Origin of the sequence: Gordonia ajococcus, from assembly GCF_012974285.1 — a bacterium.
Taxonomy (GTDB): Bacteria; Actinomycetota; Actinomycetes; order Mycobacteriales; family Mycobacteriaceae; genus Gordonia; species Gordonia amicalis.
In genome coordinates this window covers 4,899,131-4,917,798 of the sequence record NZ_CP052884.1, presented here as the reverse complement: position 1 = coordinate 4,917,798, position 18,668 = coordinate 4,899,131, and the positions used below count along the sequence as shown (strand labels likewise).

17 protein-coding genes and 1 pseudogene are annotated in these 18,668 nt (G+C 66.2%); 10 read left to right on the top strand and 8 right to left on the bottom strand.

Annotated features, from left to right (window positions below):
• The 3 genes from GAA2_RS22165 to GAA2_RS22155 all read left to right on the top strand — a co-directional run bounded on the left by GAA2_RS22165 (position 1) and on the right by GAA2_RS22155 (position 3,051).
• Entirely contained in the window at positions 1-960 is a 960-nt protein-coding gene (locus GAA2_RS22165) for a carbohydrate ABC transporter permease (RefSeq protein WP_159404674.1), read from the top strand.
• A complete protein-coding gene (locus GAA2_RS22160; protein ID WP_159404675.1) occupies positions 960-1,847 on the top strand; it encodes a carbohydrate ABC transporter permease in 888 nt (295 codons plus the stop codon). The genes GAA2_RS22165 and GAA2_RS22160 overlap by 1 nt, the downstream gene beginning before the upstream one ends.
• A gap of 103 nt (positions 1,848-1,950) precedes the next feature.
• A complete protein-coding gene (locus GAA2_RS22155; RefSeq protein WP_006438374.1) occupies positions 1,951-3,051 on the top strand; it encodes an ABC transporter ATP-binding protein in 1,101 nt (366 codons plus the stop codon).
• 1 nt (position 3,052) lies between these two features.
• On the opposite strand, the gene GAA2_RS22150 is transcribed toward GAA2_RS22155, so the two are convergent.
• A complete protein-coding gene (locus GAA2_RS22150) occupies positions 3,053-3,835 on the bottom strand; it encodes a sulfite exporter TauE/SafE family protein (RefSeq protein ID WP_006438373.1) in 783 nt (260 codons plus the stop codon).
• A 160-nt stretch (positions 3,836-3,995) separates the two neighbouring features.
• The gene (locus tag GAA2_RS22145; protein ID WP_006438372.1) at positions 3,996-4,949 is read right to left on the bottom strand and encodes a DUF808 domain-containing protein; all 954 of its coding nucleotides are present in this window, start codon (positions 4,947-4,949) and stop codon (positions 3,996-3,998) included.
• A gap of 296 nt (positions 4,950-5,245) precedes the next feature.
• Here GAA2_RS22145 and GAA2_RS22140 point away from each other — a divergent pair, with 296 nt between their 5' ends.
• Positions 5,246-6,532: a bifunctional 3,4-dihydroxy-2-butanone-4-phosphate synthase/GTP cyclohydrolase II gene (locus tag GAA2_RS22140; protein WP_006438371.1), complete on the top strand. Its 1,287-nt coding sequence runs from the start codon at positions 5,246-5,248 to the stop codon at positions 6,530-6,532.
• 127 nt (positions 6,533-6,659) lie between these two features.
• Here the strand turns inward: GAA2_RS22140 and GAA2_RS22135 are convergent, their stop codons facing one another.
• The 4 genes from GAA2_RS22135 to GAA2_RS22120 all read right to left on the bottom strand — a co-directional run bounded on the left by GAA2_RS22135 (position 6,660) and on the right by GAA2_RS22120 (position 9,689).
• The gene (locus tag GAA2_RS22135) at positions 6,660-7,592 is read right to left on the bottom strand and encodes an SDR family oxidoreductase (protein ID WP_006438370.1); all 933 of its coding nucleotides are present in this window, start codon (positions 7,590-7,592) and stop codon (positions 6,660-6,662) included.
• 140 nt (positions 7,593-7,732) lie between these two features.
• Entirely contained in the window at positions 7,733-8,239 is a 507-nt protein-coding gene (locus GAA2_RS22130; RefSeq protein WP_006438369.1) for a flavin reductase family protein, read from the bottom strand.
• Positions 8,236-8,751, bottom strand: coding sequence for an NADPH-dependent FMN reductase (locus tag GAA2_RS22125; protein ID WP_006438368.1), 516 nt, complete (start codon positions 8,749-8,751; stop codon positions 8,236-8,238). Before GAA2_RS22125 ends, GAA2_RS22130 begins: the two co-directional genes overlap by 4 nt.
• 80 nt (positions 8,752-8,831) lie before the next feature.
• Positions 8,832-9,689 (bottom strand): GntR family transcriptional regulator, encoded by an 858-nt coding sequence (locus GAA2_RS22120; protein ID WP_006438367.1) that lies wholly within the window; start codon positions 9,687-9,689, stop codon positions 8,832-8,834.
• 278 nt (positions 9,690-9,967) lie between these two features.
• Here GAA2_RS22120 and GAA2_RS22115 point away from each other — a divergent pair, with 278 nt between their 5' ends.
• From GAA2_RS22115 to GAA2_RS22090, 6 genes are all read left to right on the top strand, one after another.
• On the top strand, positions 9,968-11,128 hold the full coding sequence (locus tag GAA2_RS22115; protein WP_006438366.1) for an ABC transporter permease: 1,161 nt from the start codon (positions 9,968-9,970) through the stop codon (positions 11,126-11,128).
• A 3-nt stretch (positions 11,129-11,131) separates the two neighbouring features.
• A complete protein-coding gene (locus tag GAA2_RS22110; RefSeq protein ID WP_006438365.1) occupies positions 11,132-12,007 on the top strand; it encodes an ABC transporter permease in 876 nt (291 codons plus the stop codon).
• A 69-nt stretch (positions 12,008-12,076) separates the two neighbouring features.
• Positions 12,077-13,696 carry an ABC transporter substrate-binding protein gene (locus GAA2_RS22105; RefSeq protein WP_159404676.1) on the top strand — a complete coding sequence of 540 codons (1,620 nt, stop codon included), beginning with the start codon at positions 12,077-12,079 and terminating at the stop codon, positions 13,694-13,696.
• The gene (locus GAA2_RS22100; protein WP_096274831.1) at positions 13,693-14,580 is read left to right on the top strand and encodes an ABC transporter ATP-binding protein; all 888 of its coding nucleotides are present in this window, start codon (positions 13,693-13,695) and stop codon (positions 14,578-14,580) included. The genes GAA2_RS22105 and GAA2_RS22100 overlap by 4 nt, the downstream gene beginning before the upstream one ends.
• Positions 14,577-15,350 (top strand): ABC transporter ATP-binding protein, encoded by a 774-nt coding sequence (locus GAA2_RS22095; protein ID WP_006438362.1) that lies wholly within the window; start codon positions 14,577-14,579, stop codon positions 15,348-15,350. The genes GAA2_RS22100 and GAA2_RS22095 overlap by 4 nt, the downstream gene beginning before the upstream one ends.
• Before the next feature lie 73 nt (positions 15,351-15,423).
• Entirely contained in the window at positions 15,424-16,758 is a 1,335-nt protein-coding gene (locus GAA2_RS22090) for an NtaA/DmoA family FMN-dependent monooxygenase (protein ID WP_159404677.1), read from the top strand.
• Between the two features lie 57 nt (positions 16,759-16,815).
• Here the strand turns inward: GAA2_RS22090 and GAA2_RS22085 are convergent.
• Both GAA2_RS22085 and GAA2_RS22080 read right to left on the bottom strand, forming a co-directional pair.
• Positions 16,816-17,706, bottom strand: a pseudogene (locus tag GAA2_RS22085) (oxygenase MpaB family protein).
• Positions 17,703-18,449 carry an esterase/lipase family protein gene (locus tag GAA2_RS22080; RefSeq protein ID WP_236577587.1) on the bottom strand — a complete coding sequence of 249 codons (747 nt, stop codon included), beginning with the start codon at positions 18,447-18,449 and terminating at the stop codon, positions 17,703-17,705. The pseudogene GAA2_RS22085 and the gene GAA2_RS22080 overlap by 4 nt, the downstream one beginning before the upstream one ends.
• Positions 18,450-18,668 lie beyond the last annotated feature (219 nt).

Sequence of the window (18,668 nt, the reverse complement as noted above, 5' to 3'; positions counted from 1 at the left end):
ATGGCCACCGCAGTCTCCACGCGCTCGCCCGAGGAATCCTCGCCCGAGCGGACACCCCTGACGTCGTCACGCGACCGGATCTCGCGGGCGGAGGGTTGGCGCCGACGCGGCCCGCTGCTGCCGGCTTTGATCTTCATGATCGTGGTCACGCAGATCCCGTTCGTGTTCACCCTGTACTACTCCACCCAGTCGTGGAACCTCGTCCGGCCGGACTCCCGGGCATTCGTCGGCCTCGACAACTACGTCGCGGTCTTCGGCGACAGCCAGTTCTGGCGGGTCACCGTCAACACGATCCTGCTGATCGTCGGCACCGTGCTCATCTCGGTGATCCTCGGGTTGATCTTCGCGCTGCTCCTCGACCGGAAGTTCCTGGGGCGCGGCGTCGTTCGGACGTTGCTGATCACTCCGTTCCTGGTGACCCCGGTGGCGGCGGCACTGCTGTGGAAGACCAGCCTGCTGTCGCCGACCAACGGACTGGTCAACTGGGTGCTGAGCCCGTTCGGCATCAAGACCGACTGGCTCTCCGAGTTCCCGCTTATGAGCGTCATGGCCGAACTGGTCTGGCAGTGGACGCCGTTCATGATGCTGCTCATCCTCGCCGGACTGCAGTCGATGCCCCGCGACATCCAGGAGGCCGCCCGCGTCGACGGCGCAACGAGCTTCCGACTGTTCCGCGAGCTGACGCTGCCGCACCTGCGACGGTTCATCGAGCTGGGTGCCGTGCTCGGCGCGATCTACCTGGTCAACACCTTCGACGCGGTGTACATGATGACCTCGGGTGGTCCGGGTGTCTCGAGCTCCAACCTCTCGTATTACATCTACCAGCGCGCCTTCCTCGGCTTCGACATCGGTCAGGCGGCGGCGATGGGTGTCGTGACGGTGATCGGCACGATCGTGGTCGCCTCACTCGCACTGCGTCTGATCTTCAAGTCATTCACCGGAACAGAGGAGCCGGCCTGATGAGCACCGACATCCGTCCCGACCGCACCGCGGCGGGACACGCAGAGAAACAGCCCGGCAACGAGATCCGGCGCCGCGGCAATCCGCGACAGGGTCTGCTGACCGCGGTCACCTGGATCATCGCCATCGGATTCTTCTTCCCGGTCCTGTGGATGGTGATGACCGCCTTCAAACAGGAGAGCGACGCCGCGACCAACCCGCCGACGTTCTTCTTCGAGCCCACCCTGCAACAGTTCCGCGACGTCTTCGACGCGGGAATCGCGACACCACTGCTCAATTCGCTGTTCGCGACGATCGTGTCGACGATCCTGGTCCTGCTGCTCGGCGTACCCGCCGCCTTCGCCCTGTCGTTGCGGCCGGTGCGGAAGACCAAGGACGCCTTGTTCTTCTTCATCAGCACCAAGATGCTGCCGATCGTCGCGGCGATCATCCCGCTGTACGTGATCGTCGGCGAGATCGGCATGCTCGACAACATCTGGACGCTGGTGATCCTCTACACCGCAATGAATCTGCCGATCGCGGTGTGGATGATGCGGTCGTTCTTCCTGGAGGTCCCCGGCGAACTGCTCGAGGCAGCCAGCATCGACGGCGCAAGCCTGTGGACGTCGGTGCGTGAGGTCATCCTCCCGCTGATCTCCCCTGGGATCGCCGCCACCGCACTGATCTGCGTGATCTTCTCGTGGAACGAATTCTTCTTCGCCGTCAACATGACCGCGGTCAACGCGCAGACGATGCCGGTGTTCCTGACCGGCTTCATGTCCGGACAGGGCCTCTACTGGGCGCAGCTGTCCGCGGCGTCCGTCCTGGCCGCACTGCCGGTCGTCATCTGCGGCTGGATCGCCCAGAACAAACTCGTCCGCGGGCTCTCGTTCGGCGCGATCAAGTGATGCAGCAGTCGCGTAGGGCGTCACCTGTCCCGGCTCGGCGCGATCAAGTGACCACCGCCCACGCCCACCGACTCGAAAACCTCTGAGAGAACCGGAGAACATCATGGCTTCCATCACCTACGACAAGGCCTGCTGCGTCTACCCGGGCGCGGACAAGCTGGCCGTCGACTCGCTCGACCTCGACATCGACGACGAGTTCGTCGTCCTCGTCGGACCGTCGGGTTCCGGCAAGTCCACCGCGCTGCGGATGCTCGCCGGTCTGGAGGAGATCGACTCCGGGCAGATCCGGATCGGTGGCGACAACATGGTCGGCGTCGCACCCAAGGACCGCGACATCGCCATGGTCTTCCAGAACTATGCGCTCTACCCGAACAAGACCGTCGGCGAGAACATGGGTTTCGCGCTCAAGATGCGCGGCGTGCCCACCGAGGAACGCAAGCGCAAGGTCGCCGAGGCCGCCAAGCTGCTCGACCTCACCGACTTCCTCGACCGCAAGCCGGCCAAGCTGTCGGGCGGTCAGCGGCAGCGCGTGGCCATGGGGCGAGCCATCGTCCGTGAGCCGCAGGTGTTCTGCATGGACGAGCCACTGTCCAATCTCGACGCCAAGCTGCGCGTCCAGACCCGCACCCAGATCGCGGCGCTGCAGCGTCGTCTCGGCACGACGACGGTCTACGTCACCCACGACCAGGTCGAGGCCATGACCATGGGTGACCGGGTCGCGGTCCTCAAGAACGGTCAGCTGCAGCAGTTCTCGACCCCGACCGACCTCTACGACAAGCCTGTCAACGCCTTCGTCGCCGGGTTCATCGGCTCGCCCGGAATGAACCTCTTCACCGCACCGGTCGTCGACGGTGCCATCACCGTCTCCGGTGGCACGGTGGACATCGACGCGGAATCCGAGGCGGCACTGCGTCGGTCCGGTCTGGAATCGGTGATCGTCGGCATCCGCCCCGAACACCTCGCGCTCGCCGACGGCACCGGGATCGACGCCGAGGTGGCGCTGCTCGAGGAACTCGGCAGCGAGACCTACATCTACGCCAACCTCGCCGACCAGTCCGTGCGGAATCTGGACGGCGAGCCGATGGTCATGGTCGCGCGGTCCGCCGAGCGCTCACCGGCCAAGCGTGGCGCGGGCATCCGACTGCGTCAGGCCGACAAGGCTGTTCACCTGTTCGACCCGTCGACCGGGGATCGCCTGGTCTGAGTCAGGCCAGTAGCCGCCATAACCCGATCAGACCGACGACGACGATCACCCCGCGAAGTGCTCGGGGTGAGAGGCGTCGTCCATAACGGGCCCCGACCACGCCGCCGAGGAGTGAGCCGACGGCGATGAGTCCGGCCGCCGACCAGTCGATCCGGTCGAAGGCGACCAACGTGTAGGTGACCGCCGCGACGACGTTCACGACCAGGGACAGCAGGTTCTTGGCCGCGTTCATCCGCTGCAGGTGGTCGGGGACGACGACGCCGAGAACCGCCATGAGCATGATCCCCTGGGCGGCGGTGAAGTAGCCGCCGTAGATGCCGACCGCGAACGTCCCGGCCACCATCGCGGCGATGCGGGGAGCGGTCAGGTGGGGCCGACCCGCACCGGTGGGCGAGATCGAACGGTGGCCGACCCACTTCTGAATCCACGGCTGCGCCACCACGAGGATCAGCGCGGCCACCAGGAGAGCCGGAACGATCGCCTCGAACACCGTCTCCGGGAGATGCAGCAGTAACCAGCACCCGACGATCGCGCCGAGGAACGACGCGGGGATCTGCCACCGCAGCTGCGGCCACTGTCCCTCGAGTTCACGCCGATAGCCCCAGGTCCCGGACACGCCGCCGGCGACCAGGCCGATCGCGTTGGAGATGGTCGCACTCACCGGTGGGACGCCGAACGCGACGAGCGTCGGGAACGTGATGAGGGTGCCGCTACCGACGACCGCGTTGATGGCGCCCGCACCGATACCGGCCAGCAGAACGGCGAACAGTTCCCATGTGCTCACGATCTCTGAGGGTGCCCGGTGCGTCGGATGGTGCGGTCACCGGGGCGGTGAAATGCGCCCCCGGAGTGCGCCCGGCCCGGAGCTGCCGGCGACATATCGTCGTCGACGCTGCTGCTGAGGGCGGATTTCAGGGGCGCATTTCAGGTAGGAGCGGTCGGGATCAGTGCGCCGCCGCGTCCTTCTTCTTCCGCTTCGGGATGACGTGCAGGATCGCTACGACGATCGCGCCGACGACCAGTCCGACGAGTGCGGACAGGACCGTTCCGGCCGTCCAGGACAGCACGCCGCCGAAGCCGCCGTGAACGAGGTCGCCGAACCAGTGCTCGATGTGGTGGAGCTGATCCGCGGGCCAGTGGAAGCCGGCCTCGCCGACGTTGACGATGAGGATGTGACCGCCGACCCACAGCATCGCGGCGATCCCGACCACGGTCAGCGTCGACATGATCTTTGGCATCGCGGTGACCAGGCCGCGGCCGACCTTCTGGCTGAACGTCGACTCCCGCTGGGCGAGCGCGAGTCCGATGTCGTCCATCTTCACGATGATCCCGACGACGCCGTAGACGAGCGCGGTGATCAGGAAAGCCACGACGATCAGAACTGCCAAGCGGGTCCAGAACGGTTCGTCCTCGACCGACGACAGGGAGATCACCATGATCTCGGCGGAGAGGATGAGGTCGGTGCGGATGGCGCCGCTGATCATCGTCTTCTCGAACTCCGGGCCACGCTCGGCGGCCACCTCCTCCTCGGCGTGGTGTCCGCCGCCGATCGCCTCGTAGACCTTTTCCGCGCCCTCATAACAGAGGAACAGGCCGCCGGCGATCAGCAGGTAGGGCAACGCCTGCGGGAGGAACTGGCTGAGCAGCATCGCAACCGGAAGGATGACGAGCAGCTTGTTGCGGATGGAACCCACCGCGATCTTGCGGACGATCGGCAACTCACGGTCCGGGGTGAATCCGTGGACGTACCGCGGCGTCACGGCGGTGTCGTCGACCACCACGCCGGCGGCCTTCACGCTCGCCTTGCCGGCCGCCGCCCCGACGTCGTCGAGTGACGCCGCGGCCACCTTGGTGAGAGTCACGATGTCGTCGAGCAATGCGACGAGACCACCGGCCACGGGAACCTCCTGGTCTGAATCCGAGTCATCGAACAGTATGCCCCCGCCTGCGATGCCACGACGGTGGGCGCTCACGGCGGGGCAGCTCAGGGATGTGGCGGAATGTCCGAAACCGGTCGTTATACGTGGCGGATTGTGCCCCGCGACGGGTGGTGACCTGCGAAATCCACGATGCCGACCGGCGAAATTCTCCGGCCACGAGCGGGTTTCCGTGCCGACACGGAGACGGTGTCGAATGGCGTGGGAGGTCGTGGGAGACCACGACGACCATGCTTCGTCGACGTCGAGGAGATCTGATGAACGCCATCGAGAACGCCATCGATGCCCTGCGAGCGGGCCGCCCGGTGCTGGTGACCGACGCCGCCGACCGGGAGAACGAGGGCGACGTCATCCTGGCTGCCGACCGGGTCAGTACCGAGTGGACCGCCTGGACCGTGCGGAACACCTCCGGCCTGTTGTGCGCGCCGATGACCTCCGAGCGGGCGGACATGCTCGAACTGCCGTCGATGGTCACCAACAACGAAGATCCCAAGGCGACCGCGTACACGGTGACCGTCGACGCTGCCGAAGGGGTCACGACGGGCATCTCGGCCGCCGACCGTGCGCTCACACTGCGCATGCTGGCCGGGGCCGCATCCGGCCCCCGAGACTTCACCCGGCCCGGGCATGTACTACCCCTTCGTGCCCGGCCGGGTGGGGTTCTCGAGCGTCCCGGCCACACCGAGGCGGCCGTCGACCTGTGCACGCTGGCCGACGTCGCTCCGGTCGGGGTGATCGCGGAACTCGTCGCCGACGACGGTTCGATGATGCGGTATCCGCAGGTTGCCGCGATGGGGTCCCGCATGGGCCTCCCGGTGCTCACCATCGAGGAGTTGGTCAATTACCGCCGGATCCACGACGCGGACCGCTGGTCGGTGGCGCCCCGGGTACGACGCGGCGCGGAGACGGTCCTGCCGACGCCGACCGGCGAGCTGCGCGCGATCGGATACCGCGACACCGAGACCGGTGCCGAACACATCGCGCTCGTGAGCGCGGGCGTCACCGGCCAAGGGTTGGACCAGGGCGTCCCATTGGTGCGGGTCCACTCCGAATGCCTCACGGGAGAGGCATTCTCGTCCCAGCGATGTGAATGCGGACCTCAGCTCGAGACGGCGCTGGAACGCATCAGCCACGAGGGCGGTGTGGTGGTCTACCTGCGTGGCCACGAGGGTCGCGGCATCGGGCTGCTCAAGAAACTGGCCGCGTACCGGCTGCAGGATCAGGGCTTCGACACGGTCGAGGCGAATCTCGAACTCGACGAACCGGTCGACGGACGTGAATACGGTGCAGCCGCAGCGATTCTCGCAGACTTGGGAATCGACCGGGCGCGGGTGATGACCAACAACCCCGACAAGGTACGTGGTCTGACCGACTCCGGAATCGAGGTCACCCAGCGCGTCCCGCTCGTCGTGGGTGTGATGCCGGCGAACGTCCGCTATCTCGATGCCAAGCGCCGCCGGCTCGGGCACCTGCTGGGCGCCGCATCCGGCCTCGGCGCACCGCACGATCGTCACTTCTGTGGCGAAGGCGCTGTTTCCAACTAGCGCTTGTCTTGTGAACCGGCGTTTCGGCGTCCGGGGCCGGATCTCGGATCAGAGCCGGCCGAGCAGTTCCGCCTTCTTCGCCGAGAACTCCGCGAGAGGTGCGGGAGATGACGGTGCCGGTCCGGCATCACAGCCCAGAGCGGTCGACGGCGGGCATGTTCGCGTTCCGCAGATTGCGCGCACTGGTCGCGCGATGGTGCTCCGCGACCGCCGCGTCGGATCGGTCGATGAAGTCGTCGACCTCGGGACCGAAGAATCGATCGCCGAGTCGACTGGCCAGGAGGTGCTTGCCCCACGCGGCGACGACGATCCACCAGGGCACGAAGATCCGTCGCTGTCGTCGCGCGATCCCACGCACGAAGGCGTCGGCGCAGACGTCGACGGGGACGATGCGGTCCAACGGCGGCCCGAGTTGTTTCAGGTAGTCGGCAAATCCGGGTAGATCTGCCTGGACGTCGCGGATGAGCGGGGTGTCGATCCAGGTCATGTACGCGCACCCGACCGCTACGCCTCGTCGTCGGAGTTCGGCGCGCAACGACGTGGCCAGGTGATCCACCGCGGCCTTGCTGGGTGCGTACGGCCCCATCCCCGGGCCGGGGAGGAACGCGGCCATGGACGAGACGAGCAACAGGTACCCGCGGCGCTCGATGATCGAGGGCAGGGCCGCCCGGACGGTGAAGTACACGCCGGTGACGTTGATGTCCATTCCCCGTCGGAAGGCCTGAGGGTCCAGGTGGCGGAACGACCCGTATGTCGCGACGCCGGCGTTGGCCACCACGATGTCGATTCCGCCGAACCGCTCGACACCGGCCCGGACCGCGGCCTCCAGAGCCGAGTAGTCGGTGACGTCGGCGACCTGAGCGCTTGCCCGTGTGCCGATCGCCGCGGCCACCGTCTCGACTGCAGATCGATCGATGTCGACGAGTATCAGACGCGCGCCCGCAGCGGCGAGTCGGTGCGCTGTGGCGCAACCGATCCCGTTTCCGGCACCGGTGATCAACGCGACCTTTCCGGTGAGATCGGGTGTGGTGCGCGCGCCGACGACGGACAGGTGTGTCATGACAGGCTCCCGGGGCTGGCCTCGTCCCCGACCTGCGTGCCAGTATGCGCTCCGGTGCGTGGGGTGTACAGGTTGTTTCCGGTCAGGCAACGACACAGAGGACGCGCCCGTAGACGCCGTCGTGCGGCGACCCGGCCGAGTCAGGCGCTGAGACGCGCGAATGCGGAGCGGTGGAAGACGATCGGCTGCTTCGAGTGATCGTTCGCCAGACCGGTCACCCGCAGCACGACGATCTCGTGATCCCCGGCGGCGTGCGAACTCTCGATGGCGCACTCGAAATGAACCGGGGCGTCGTCGAGGAGCAACGCCCCGCTGGGCAGCACCGTGGTGCCGACACCGGCGAAGCGCTGTGTCTTGTCCTTGGCGGACAGCTGCCGGATGACGTCGGTGTGGCTCTCGCCCAGAACCGAGACGCCGAGACTGGGCAGGTCGCGCAGGATCGGCCAGGTGGTCGAACTCTGCTGCACCGCGAACATCACCAGGGGTGGCTCCTGGGAGACCCCGACCGCGAAGGACGAGGCGACGATGACGGTCGGCTCGGGACCCGACATCCCGGCCAGCGCGACGACGCCGGTAGGAAAGGCGCCGAACGCCTTTCGCAGTTCTGTGCTGTCCATCCCCGTGGTCGGGGTGACGTTCGCGGTCATCGGTCACCCGCCGGCACCGTTGCGTTCGCCGAGGCGAGCACGACGGCACCCCAGCGATCGATCCAGGGCGCAAACGCCTCGGTGTCGTCGTAGAGCTTGTCGACGACGTAGAGGCCGGCGGCGGGAACGATCGCGCCGAGTTCGACGAGAACGGGCTTCAGCAGGAGGTCCGGCGCCATGTAGTGGGCGGGGCCGGCACCCAGCATCAGAGGTATGGCAGTGACGTCCTGGAGGCCGTCACTCGTCGAGAACTGGTCGAGGAAGAGTTTGAGCAACCCCGTATAGGTGGCCTTGAAGGTCGGTGAGGCGAACACGACGAGGTCGCTGCCGGCGACGGTCTCGACGGCCTCCGCCACCGCGGCGTCGCCCCAACCGAGCAGACCCGCGCCCAGGTCGACCACGTCGACGACGTGATCGGGGTCCTTGCCGGTGAGGGTCGACGCCAGCAGGCTTGCCGCCGTCAGTGTCCTCGATGCAGGCTTCGGATTGCCTGCCACTACGGAAACGATCACGATGCTCCCCTTCGAATGTCGCGAGATGCGTTCTCCTGCAGGGTGCGCGGGTGATATTGCCGAATCGTCAAGCGATCATTTCACCCAGATTGCGCGAGAGAACCGGTCGCGCCGGGAGGTGATTCCTGCGGTAACTCATTGGTGCTCAACGATTCCTCCGGAGAGGGAATCTGGTCGGGCTCCGGACACCAGGTCACATCGGAGTGGTCGATCTGCGATTCGAACCGGATCCGGTCCGCCCGGAAGCGGTCGAAGACGATCTCCACCGGTGTTCCATCGGCGGTGGTGTAGAGGATCTCGCGTGACAGCAGCGTCTCGCCGGGGCGGACGTCGAGCAGACGCGCGGTTCGGTCGTCGGCGCGTTCGGCACCGATGGAGACCGAGGCGCCACCCGGTGCGACGCCGAAGAACTCGGCGAGTGTCCGTGCCATCGACATCGGTTTGTCCCGAAGATCATTGGGGTCGGCATTGAAACGCGGAGAGAAGTAGGCACTACGCATCCCGATGATCTCGTCGTGCGCGATGAACGAGTTCTCGACGAGACGGACCACGTCGTCGTCGATTCGAAGACGTTCGCGGATGAGCGGGAAGGTCGGCACGATGCACTGGTCGGTCACCTGGATGTGAACCAGTTCGCCGCCGGTCGCGGAGATGTCGTCCAGTGCGACACCGAGATCCCGCCGGTTGACCCGCGTGCCGACACGAGGCCGGCGGATGACGACACCGGTCTCACTCAGCTCGTTCAGTGCCGCTCGCACCGATCCGCGGCTCGAGTTGAACATGATCATGAGATCTTCCTCGACCAGCTGCGCGTCGATGTCGATGGTGCCGTTGCGAATTGACGCGAGGATGAGGTCGCGGACGCGTCGAGAGGAGACCTGACGACCGCGTGCGGAGCCGCCGCGCGAGCGGGGGTGATAGGGGGGTGGTGTCGTCATGGGTATGACTTCCGATCTTGCGACAACGGGGGTCGAACTGCCGATGCGTAGTGAGTCTATGGACTCTTGTCGGCATCGGCGCGGGCAAGTTGTGCGCGTCACATCCGGCGCAAAGACGACCGCATCGATGCCGAACGACCTCGTGACCTGCGACAACACCTCGATGAGCGCGAGTGTGAACCCGCGCAAATGATCAGTCACGCCAGGGCGCGGGTTTCGAAACAAATCGGCCTGAGGATCAGGACCCAATAACTCGAGCCGTAGATGGGAGGGATCGAATGACCGTCGATATCAGTGTCCAGCCAGGCATTGTCGACCCGGGTGACCTCGATGCACGACGTGGGGCGACTGCCGCGGGAGGCGGCAGCACCGGGACGAAGCGCTCCGCGTTCGGGGGAGTCGTGTCACGACTGTCCGAGTGGGCCTGGATCGGACGCGCGGCCGGCCGCGGCGTCGTCAACTTCCTGATCTTCGTCGTCGTCGCGTTCTTCCTCGTCCAGCTCATCCCCGGTGATCCGCTGGTGTCCGCCTCCGGTGGCCGCCTGTCCGGTGCCGCACTGGAACAGGCGCGAGAATCGTATGGACTGAACGGTTCTCCGGTCTCGCAGTTCTGGACTTATCTGACCTCGCTGTTCAGCCTGGACCTCGGCAACTCGATCGCCACCGGCCGGCCGGTCGCCGAGGACATGGCCACGCGAGTCCCGGCAACCCTGGAGCTCATCGGCGCCGGCCTGTTCTTCGCCTGTCTGATCAGCCTGCCGATGTCCTACCTGATCGTGACCCGGCCGACCAACCGGTTCTCCAAAGTGCTTCGCTCTTACGCCAGTTCGGCGGGCGCGATCCCCGAATACGTCGTCGGCATCCTGTTCCTGTTCGTCTTCTTCGCCACGCTGGCCTGGGTTCCGGCCCCGTCCGGACGGCTCGACCCGATCCTCCTGCCGCCGGCCGAGGTCACCGGGTTTCCGATCCTCGACGCCGTCATCGCGGGCGACACCGCGGCGGCCAACTCCTACATCGCCCACCTGATCCTGCCGGTCGCGGTGATGACGGTGTCGCACTCGGCGATCCTGGTCAAGTCGCTGGTCTTGGCCCTCGACACCGAGATCGACAGTCCGGCAACTCGATTCCGGATCGCCTCCGGCGCACCACGACGGGTGGTCGTCCTGAGCGTCTACCGCAGGGCGCTGCCGTCGGCAGTCGCGATGCTCGGCATGATCTTCGGCCTGCTCCTCGGTGGCGCGGTGGTCCTCGAATCGCTGTTCGGACTCGGCGGGCTGGGCCAGTACGCGGTCGACGCGGTCCGGTCGTCGGATGTGTTCGCCCTCCGGTCATTCCTGGTCGTCATCGCCGGCCTGTGTCTGATCGTCTACTTCCTCACCGAGGTGGCCACCGGTCTTCTCGATTCCCGCCGACGCGACTCGCGCAACCAGGAGGTCTGACACATGGTCATGGCGCCGCTCTCCACGACGGCCGAAACCTCCCACACGGCCCCGCGCCTCGGGAAGACAGCCCGACTACGCGACTACGCGGGTCTGATCCCGTTCGCACTCTTGCTCCTCCTCGCGGTGTTCGGACCGATGCTGGCACCGCAATCGGCCACCGAGGTGGTCGGAACCCCGTCGAGCGCGCCCTCGGGGGACCACTGGTTCGGCACCGATTCCAACGGTTTCGACGTGTTGTCCCGGACGCTCACCGCCTTCCGCCTCGACATCGCCATCGCGATCGGGGTGACCCTCCTCGCGACCGCCGTTGGCATCGCGATCGGATCGATCGCGGGCATGTACGGCTCGAAGGGCGGCCTGCTCGGCGCGATCGCGGCGACGCTCGGGCGCACCATCGATCTGGTCCAGGCACTGCCCGTCATGATCGGCGGGCTGGTCATCGTGTCCTTCTTCGGACGCAATTCGGTGGTCATCGCACTGGCACTGGCCCTGGTGCTCATGCCCTTCCAGGGCAGGCTGATGCGTACCGAGGTGTTGCGGACACGGAACGACGGTTTCGTCACCGCCGCGCGGATGAGTGGCGAATCGGAGTTCCGAATCCTCCTGCGCCACGTGATCCCGAACTCGTGTGCACCGGTCCTGGAGAACGCTTCGGCGATCTTCGGGATGGGGATCATCTTCTGCGCCGGCCTCGGCTTCCTGGGCGTAGGCATCCCGCTCCCGACCGCGGAGTGGGGGAACATGCTCGCCGACGGGGCCGCCGACGCAGCAGTCGGACGCTGGTGGCCCGCCCTGTTCCCCGTCATCGCCCTCGCCTACTCGGTGTGGGCGGCCTCCCGGGTCACCACCTTCATCTCCCGTCGTCGCCGCGTCTGACCTGACCGGCGCGCGTCAACCGGCCCTCTCTGCATCCCATTCATTCCCAGAACGGAGTACCCGATACCCATGAAACGACTGTCCACCTTGGTGAGCGGAACCGCGCTCGCCCTCGCCGCCGCACTGACACTCAGCGCGTGCGGTGGCGGGTCGTCGAACAACTCCGCCGAGGGCGGCGTGGTCATCGTCACCGCGGCCCAGCCCCCGAGCTTCAGCTACGAGACGAGCGCCACCGGCTACGAGGCCGCGGAGTTCTTCCTGAACACCGGCGCGACCCTCATCCGCAACCCGTACGTCGCAGGAACAGATGGACTCTCGGCACACCAGGAGCTCTTCAAGTTCGAGCCGGTGCTGGCCAAGAGTTACGAGGTGAGCCCCGACGGCAAGGTCTACACCTTCCATCTCAACACCGAGGCCAAGAGCGCTGCGGGTAACGCCCTCGACGCCGACGACGTGATCTTCTCGTTCAAGCGCAAGTTCGAGGTCGACACCAGCATCGTGTCGTTCGTCAGCGCTCCCGTGATCACCTCGACCGACCAGGTGAAGAAGGTCGACGACGCGACTGTCACCATCAGCATCGCCGATCCGTCTCACGGCTTCACACTGCTGTCGCTGCTGGCGAACACCCCGTACTCCATCTACGACTCCGAGGTGTTGACAGCACACGCCACCGCCGACGACCCGTACGGCGTCGAGTATTCGAAGACCAAAGCGGACTTCGGCTTCGGGGCCTACAAGCTGACCAGCTACACCCCCGGCCAGCAGATGGTCTACGAGGCCAACCCCGGATACGCCCTCGGTGAGCCCGAGGTGAAACGCGTCGTCCAGCGCGTCGTCGCCGACGCCGGCCAGCGGTCCAACCTCGTCAAGAGCGGTGACGCATCGGTCGCCACCCAGCTGCGTCCCGCCGACCAGGTCGCCCTGCGCGATGCGAACGCCGCCCAGATCTTCACCGTGCCGAGCAACGCATATGTGTACGTGCCGCTGACCACCACCATGGCACCGTTCGACAACGTCGAGGTCCGCCGCGCCTTCTCCTACGCGGTTCCCTACGACGCGATCATGAAGGACGTCTACAAGGGCCGGCTGGGCCCGATCTCGTCGATCCTCAACGACACGCTCCCGGACTACAACGGCAACGGACTGAAGAGCAACACCACCGACCCGGCGAAGTCGCTGGAGATCCTGCGCAACGCGGGGATCACCACCCCGGTGAAGTTCGAGTTGACCGTCAACAACGCCGTGCCCGATCTCAAGGAGACGGCGGTCCAGATCCAGACTGCTGCTCGCGCCGCGGGATTCGAGGTCACCCTCAACGAGGTGAACTCGGCGGTGTTCCAGGAGGGACTGGCCAACAAGACGTTCCAGGCATCGATGGGCCGTGACTACGCGGTCGTGCAGTCCCCGCCGTACGTGCTGTCCCTCTTCTACACCCCGGGATCGCCGATCAACTGGCCGGACTTCGACTACGCACCGCTGAACAACGCCATCGCCGCCGGCAACGCCTCCGGCGAGCCTCTCACCCCGGCCGCATGGGGCAAGTGGAACGAGGCCGAACGCATCCTGCAGGACCAGATGCCGACCGTCTACATCGGATACGTGCAGCCGCTCAACGCATTCGCAAACGGTGTCGAGGGCTACGTCTTCCGCACCGACAGCGTGATCGACTACTCGGAGCTCAAGCCATGACCACGCTCACCGACCAGGTCGCGGTAACCGCAGAGGACGCGTCGGGCGATGCCGCCCCGGTCCTCGAGGTCATCGATCTGACGATCCGTTACGGCGGGGTGGAGAAGGTCCACCCGACCTCGTTCACGATCGGCCGGCGCGAGCGGGTCGCGATCGTCGGCGAGTCCGGTTCGGGAAAGTCGAGCATCGCCAACGCGCTCGGCGGGTTCATCCCGCCGGGTGTGGGCGAGGTGTCGGCGACGACGATGTCGCTGTCCGGCCGCTCGCTGCTCGCAGCGAAGGCTCAGCGGATTCCGGCTCGGCGCCAGGGGATCTCGATGATCTTCCAGGATGCGATGAGCTCCCTCGATCCGATCTGGTCGGTGGGCAGCCAGCTCACCGCGGTCCTGCCGAAGAGCAGGTACGGCTCCCGTAAGGACCGCGCCACGGCCGCCGAGGTCCGTCTGGAGCAGGTCGGCATCGTCGAACCGCGCCGGGTCATGTCGTCGGTACCCGGCCAGCTCTCCGGCGGCATGCGTCAGCGCGTGATGATGGCGATCGCGCTGGCCTCCGAGCCGGAACTTCTCATCGCCGACGAGCCGACGAGTGCTCTCGATGCGTCCCTGGCGGTGTCGGTCATGGAACTCATGACCGGTCTCACCATCGAGAACGGGGCGTCGCTCGTCTTCATCACCCACGACATCGCTCTCGCTCGACGCTTTGCCGACAAGGTGCTCGTCATGCGGGCCGGCAGCGTCGTGGAGACCGTCGCCGCAAAGGACCTCGACCACGCGAACCACCCGTACACCCGGGGATTGCTGGAATGCATGCCCACGCTGAGTTCGGCTCAGCTGGAACGTCTTCCGACCCTGGACACGGTCATGAGAGAGGAGGCAGCAGCATGAGCACGATCATCGAGGTCGTCGACGTGCACAAGCAGTACGGGCGCAAGGTCACCGCGGTCGGTGGGGTGACCACCAAGCTGGAGAGTGGCCGCGCGACCGGTATCGTCGGCGAAAGCGGTTCGGGCAAGTCGACTCTCGGCAAGATGATCGTCGGTCTCACCGCGCCGACCTCGGGTCAGGTCCTGGTCGACGGCCGCGACCTCTCCCGCCTGCTGGAACGTCGCCCGGGTCGTCTCGAGTACCGCCGCAAGGTGCAGCTCGTCGCCCAGGACACCACCACCACGTTCGATCCGCGCCGCGTCGTCCGCGAGGCGATCCGACGTCCGGCGCAGATCCTCGGGGGGCTGGACGCGAAGGCGGCCGACGTCGCCGTGGACGCGATCGTCGCCGAACTCGGCATCGCGCCCGAACTCGTCGAGCGGTATCCGCATCAGCTCTCCGGCGGTCAGCGGCAACGTCTTTCGATCGCCCGCGCGCTGGTCGTCGGTCCGGACATCCTCGTCTGCGACGAGGCGGTGAGCGCCCTCGATGTCTCGGCGCAGGCGGTGGTCCTGAACCTGCTCAAGGACTACGTCAAAACGCACTCACTGGGCCTGGTCTTCATCTCGCACGGACTCCCGGCCACCGCGTTCATCACCGACGACCTGCTGGTGATGAACCGCGGCACGGTCGTCGAATCGGGCGAGACGATGTCGATTCTCGACGCGCCGTCGAACGACTACACACAGACGCTCGTCGGCGCCTACCAGGCCATGGAAACAGCGGCCTGACCCAACGATTCACCGGCCGACCCGGTCGGCGGACAACACCTCTCACAACCACTTCGCACGACAGGAGATCGCAATGTTCCACATGGGTTGGTTCCTCGGAGACGGCTTCGGCATTCACCCCTGGAGCCCCACGAACGGTGACGGTCCGTGGACCGGCACCAACCACCTGGACTGGATGAAGCCCGACATCCACGTCGACATGGCCAAGAGCCTCGAGCGGGCCGGCTTCGACTACATCCTGATCGAGGACACCTCGATGGTCGAGGACTCCTACCAGAACTCCGCCGAGACCTCGCTGCGCCGTGGTTTCATGGCCCCCAAGAACGATCCGCTGCCGCTGGTCCCGCTGATGACGCAGGCAACGAAGCACATCGGCATCATCCCGACCGTCTCGACCATCCAGTACCCGCCGTTCCTGGCTGCCCGCGCCTTCACCACGCTCGACCACCTGACCGAGGGGCGCGTGGGCATGAACGTGGTCACCAGCGTCACCGACCGCGTCGCCCAGAACTTCGGCTACGAACGGCATCTCGAGCACGACGAGCGCTACGAGATGGCGATGGAGTGGATCGACGTCGTCAAGGCACTGCAGAACTCGTGGCAGGAGGGCGCCGTCATCGCTGATCCCTACGCCGGTGTCTACGCCGACCACACCAAGGTCAACCCGATCGAGTTCGTGGGCAAGTTCTTCAAGTGCCGCGGCCCGCTGAACACCATCCCGGGTCCGCAGCGTGAGGTACCGATCTGCTCGGCCGGTAGCTCGGAGCCGGGTCGTGTGCTCGCCGCCAACTACGACGACACCCAGATCGCCATCGTCAAGGACGCCGCAGACGCAAAGGCCTACCGCGAGGACATCCGTGCCCGGGCGGCCGCCGCCGGACGCAACCCCGACCACATCAAGGTCCTCTTCATCGCGACCCCGACGATCGCGGCCACCGACGCGGAGGCGCAGGCCGCCTACGAAGCGGCCCAGGCGTTCCGCAAGACGGACAAGGCCATCGAGTACAACCTGTGGAACATGTCCTACACCTCGGGCGGTCGCATCGACTTCGGTGCCATCGATCCCGACACCAAGGTCGGCGACATCGACCTGTCCAAGCAGAACGGCGAGTACACCTCGATCGCCGGACTGTTCGGTGGCCGCGAGGACGAGACGCTTCGTGAGGTCGTCGCGAGCAGCTTCCAGGTCAAGGACATGGGTCTCATCGGTTCACCGTCCACCATCGCCGACAAGATGGGCGAGATCATGGAGGAGGCGGGTGGTGACGGCTTCCTGTTCTACCTGCCCACCACGCGCATGAACCTGGCGATGATCTCCGACGGCTTGGCACCGGAGCTGCGCCGCCGCGGACTCATCCGCGAGGAGTACACCGGCTCTACCCTGAGGGAGAACCTGCGCGCCTTCTGAGCCACGAAACACCCCGTCCCCACCCGCCGTTCGCGGGTGGGGACGAGGTGTCTGTCGTCACCGGTAGGCGGCGCGGGCGTGCGGCACCATCCGGATGGCCCTGGGCAGCCGCGGGATGACCAGCCGCGACTGCAACGAGATCAGGCGGAAGAGCACACGTCGTCCGGTGCCCCAGTCGATGCCGAGCAACTCGCGCAGTTCCGGTGTGAGGAGACCCGCGGTGACGGTGGCCAGGACGAGGCCGGCGACGGGACGAACCGTCGTGTTCCACACGAGCGCGTGCCGCAGGACCGGGATGTGCGGCGGCGGCTTGGGAGACGTCACCACACCGAAGACCCGATCGGTCATGTCCGACCGCTCGAGCCTGGTGCGGGTCATCTCGTCGAACCAGGTGCAGAAGGCCGCTCAGTTCTCCGGCATGTCCTGCTCGCGCACCCCGTACATGCGTCCGACCTGACGCATCTCGAGATAGAACTGCTCGACCTCGCCCGGCTTCCAACCGCGACCGAGTTCCTTCTGCTGGGTATAGATCCCGTGCACCAGACTCGCGTGAACCCAGTGGAACGCTTCGGGATTCAGTGAACTCCAGCGCGAGCCGTCGGGGTTCTGGCCCTTGATGTCCCGGTGGCGCTCACGCAGTCGGCGTGCCATGTCGAGCGCGTCCTCTTGGCCGTAGACGACACCCATGATCATGTCGAGCGTGCGTTCGGCGCGCCCGTACGGATCGGTCTCGAACACCGAGAACTCGCGCACGCCGGTGGCCACCACGGGGTGGGCGACATCGATGAGTAGACGACGCGGTGCGCCCAGGACGAACGTCAGATCGCCGAAAACCTTCCAGGCCACCGAATCCGGGCCCAGGGGCGCGATACCGTCGGTTGCGATGTCGTCTGTGGCGATCTCGGTGTCGGCGGCATCGTGTCGAGCGGGGGCTGGATCTGCCGTCATCTGCCTTCACTCATTCCGGGATAGAAGGGGTCGACCTGGAAACAGGGTACGCGCGTGGCCTCTGCTGGTGTCAACGCGTTTCGCACATGCCGCCAGGTGCGCTCGCTGAAGTTGATCGACAGATGTTCGGACAGATCGACCGGGCAGTCATCCTGCAGAAGGATGTTCGTGACATTGTCGCCCTCGAGGAAGCCGTTGGTGAACGGGGTCGCGATCTCGTCGTACTCGGTGACGATCGTCGGGTAGTGCGGGCCCGGCTTGGTGTCACCGTTGCCGTAGACCTTCCGGACCAGATCCGAATACTGCGCCTGCTGCGCGAAAGCGGGGAACAGCGCTTTGAAGATGTCGTAGCCGACAGGTCCGAACGGCGGGATGAAATACCTGACGTACGTGAGCATGTCGCCGGTCGACCCGTGGTTGCCGGGCGCGATGCCGATGACCTTGTCGACCTTCTTGTCGCCGCCGAGGGAATCGACGTAGTAGTGCGGCAACAGGCCACCGCCTTGCGACCAGCCGACCAGGTCGACCTTCTTCGCGCCCGTCTGACGCATGATCCGGTCGACGTTGCGCGAGACCTCGCGGGCCGACCTCTCGATGTCGTCCAGACCCTGGATCGGGAAGCTGGGGATCGGCGTGATGTTGCCGTAGTTGAACGTGTACACGCAGTACCCACGGTTGGCCAGGTACGGAGCGCCCGCGGTGTAGGCCCACTGCGTGGTCGCCGTGGCGTTCAGCAGGATCACCGGGGTTCGGGCGTTCCTTCGTCAGCTTGCACGACGGGTCGTTGGTGCCCGGCGGGGACCAGTTCGCGTCCAGCGTCTGGTTGAGCACGTTCGGAATGGCGGACCGGAAGTCCCAGGACACGGGGTACTTCTTCGCCGGCGCGGCCCCGGCCGCACCCACTCCGGACAGACCCAGCGTCGCTGTCATCGTGCATGCCACCGCAGCGGTGACGATCGTCG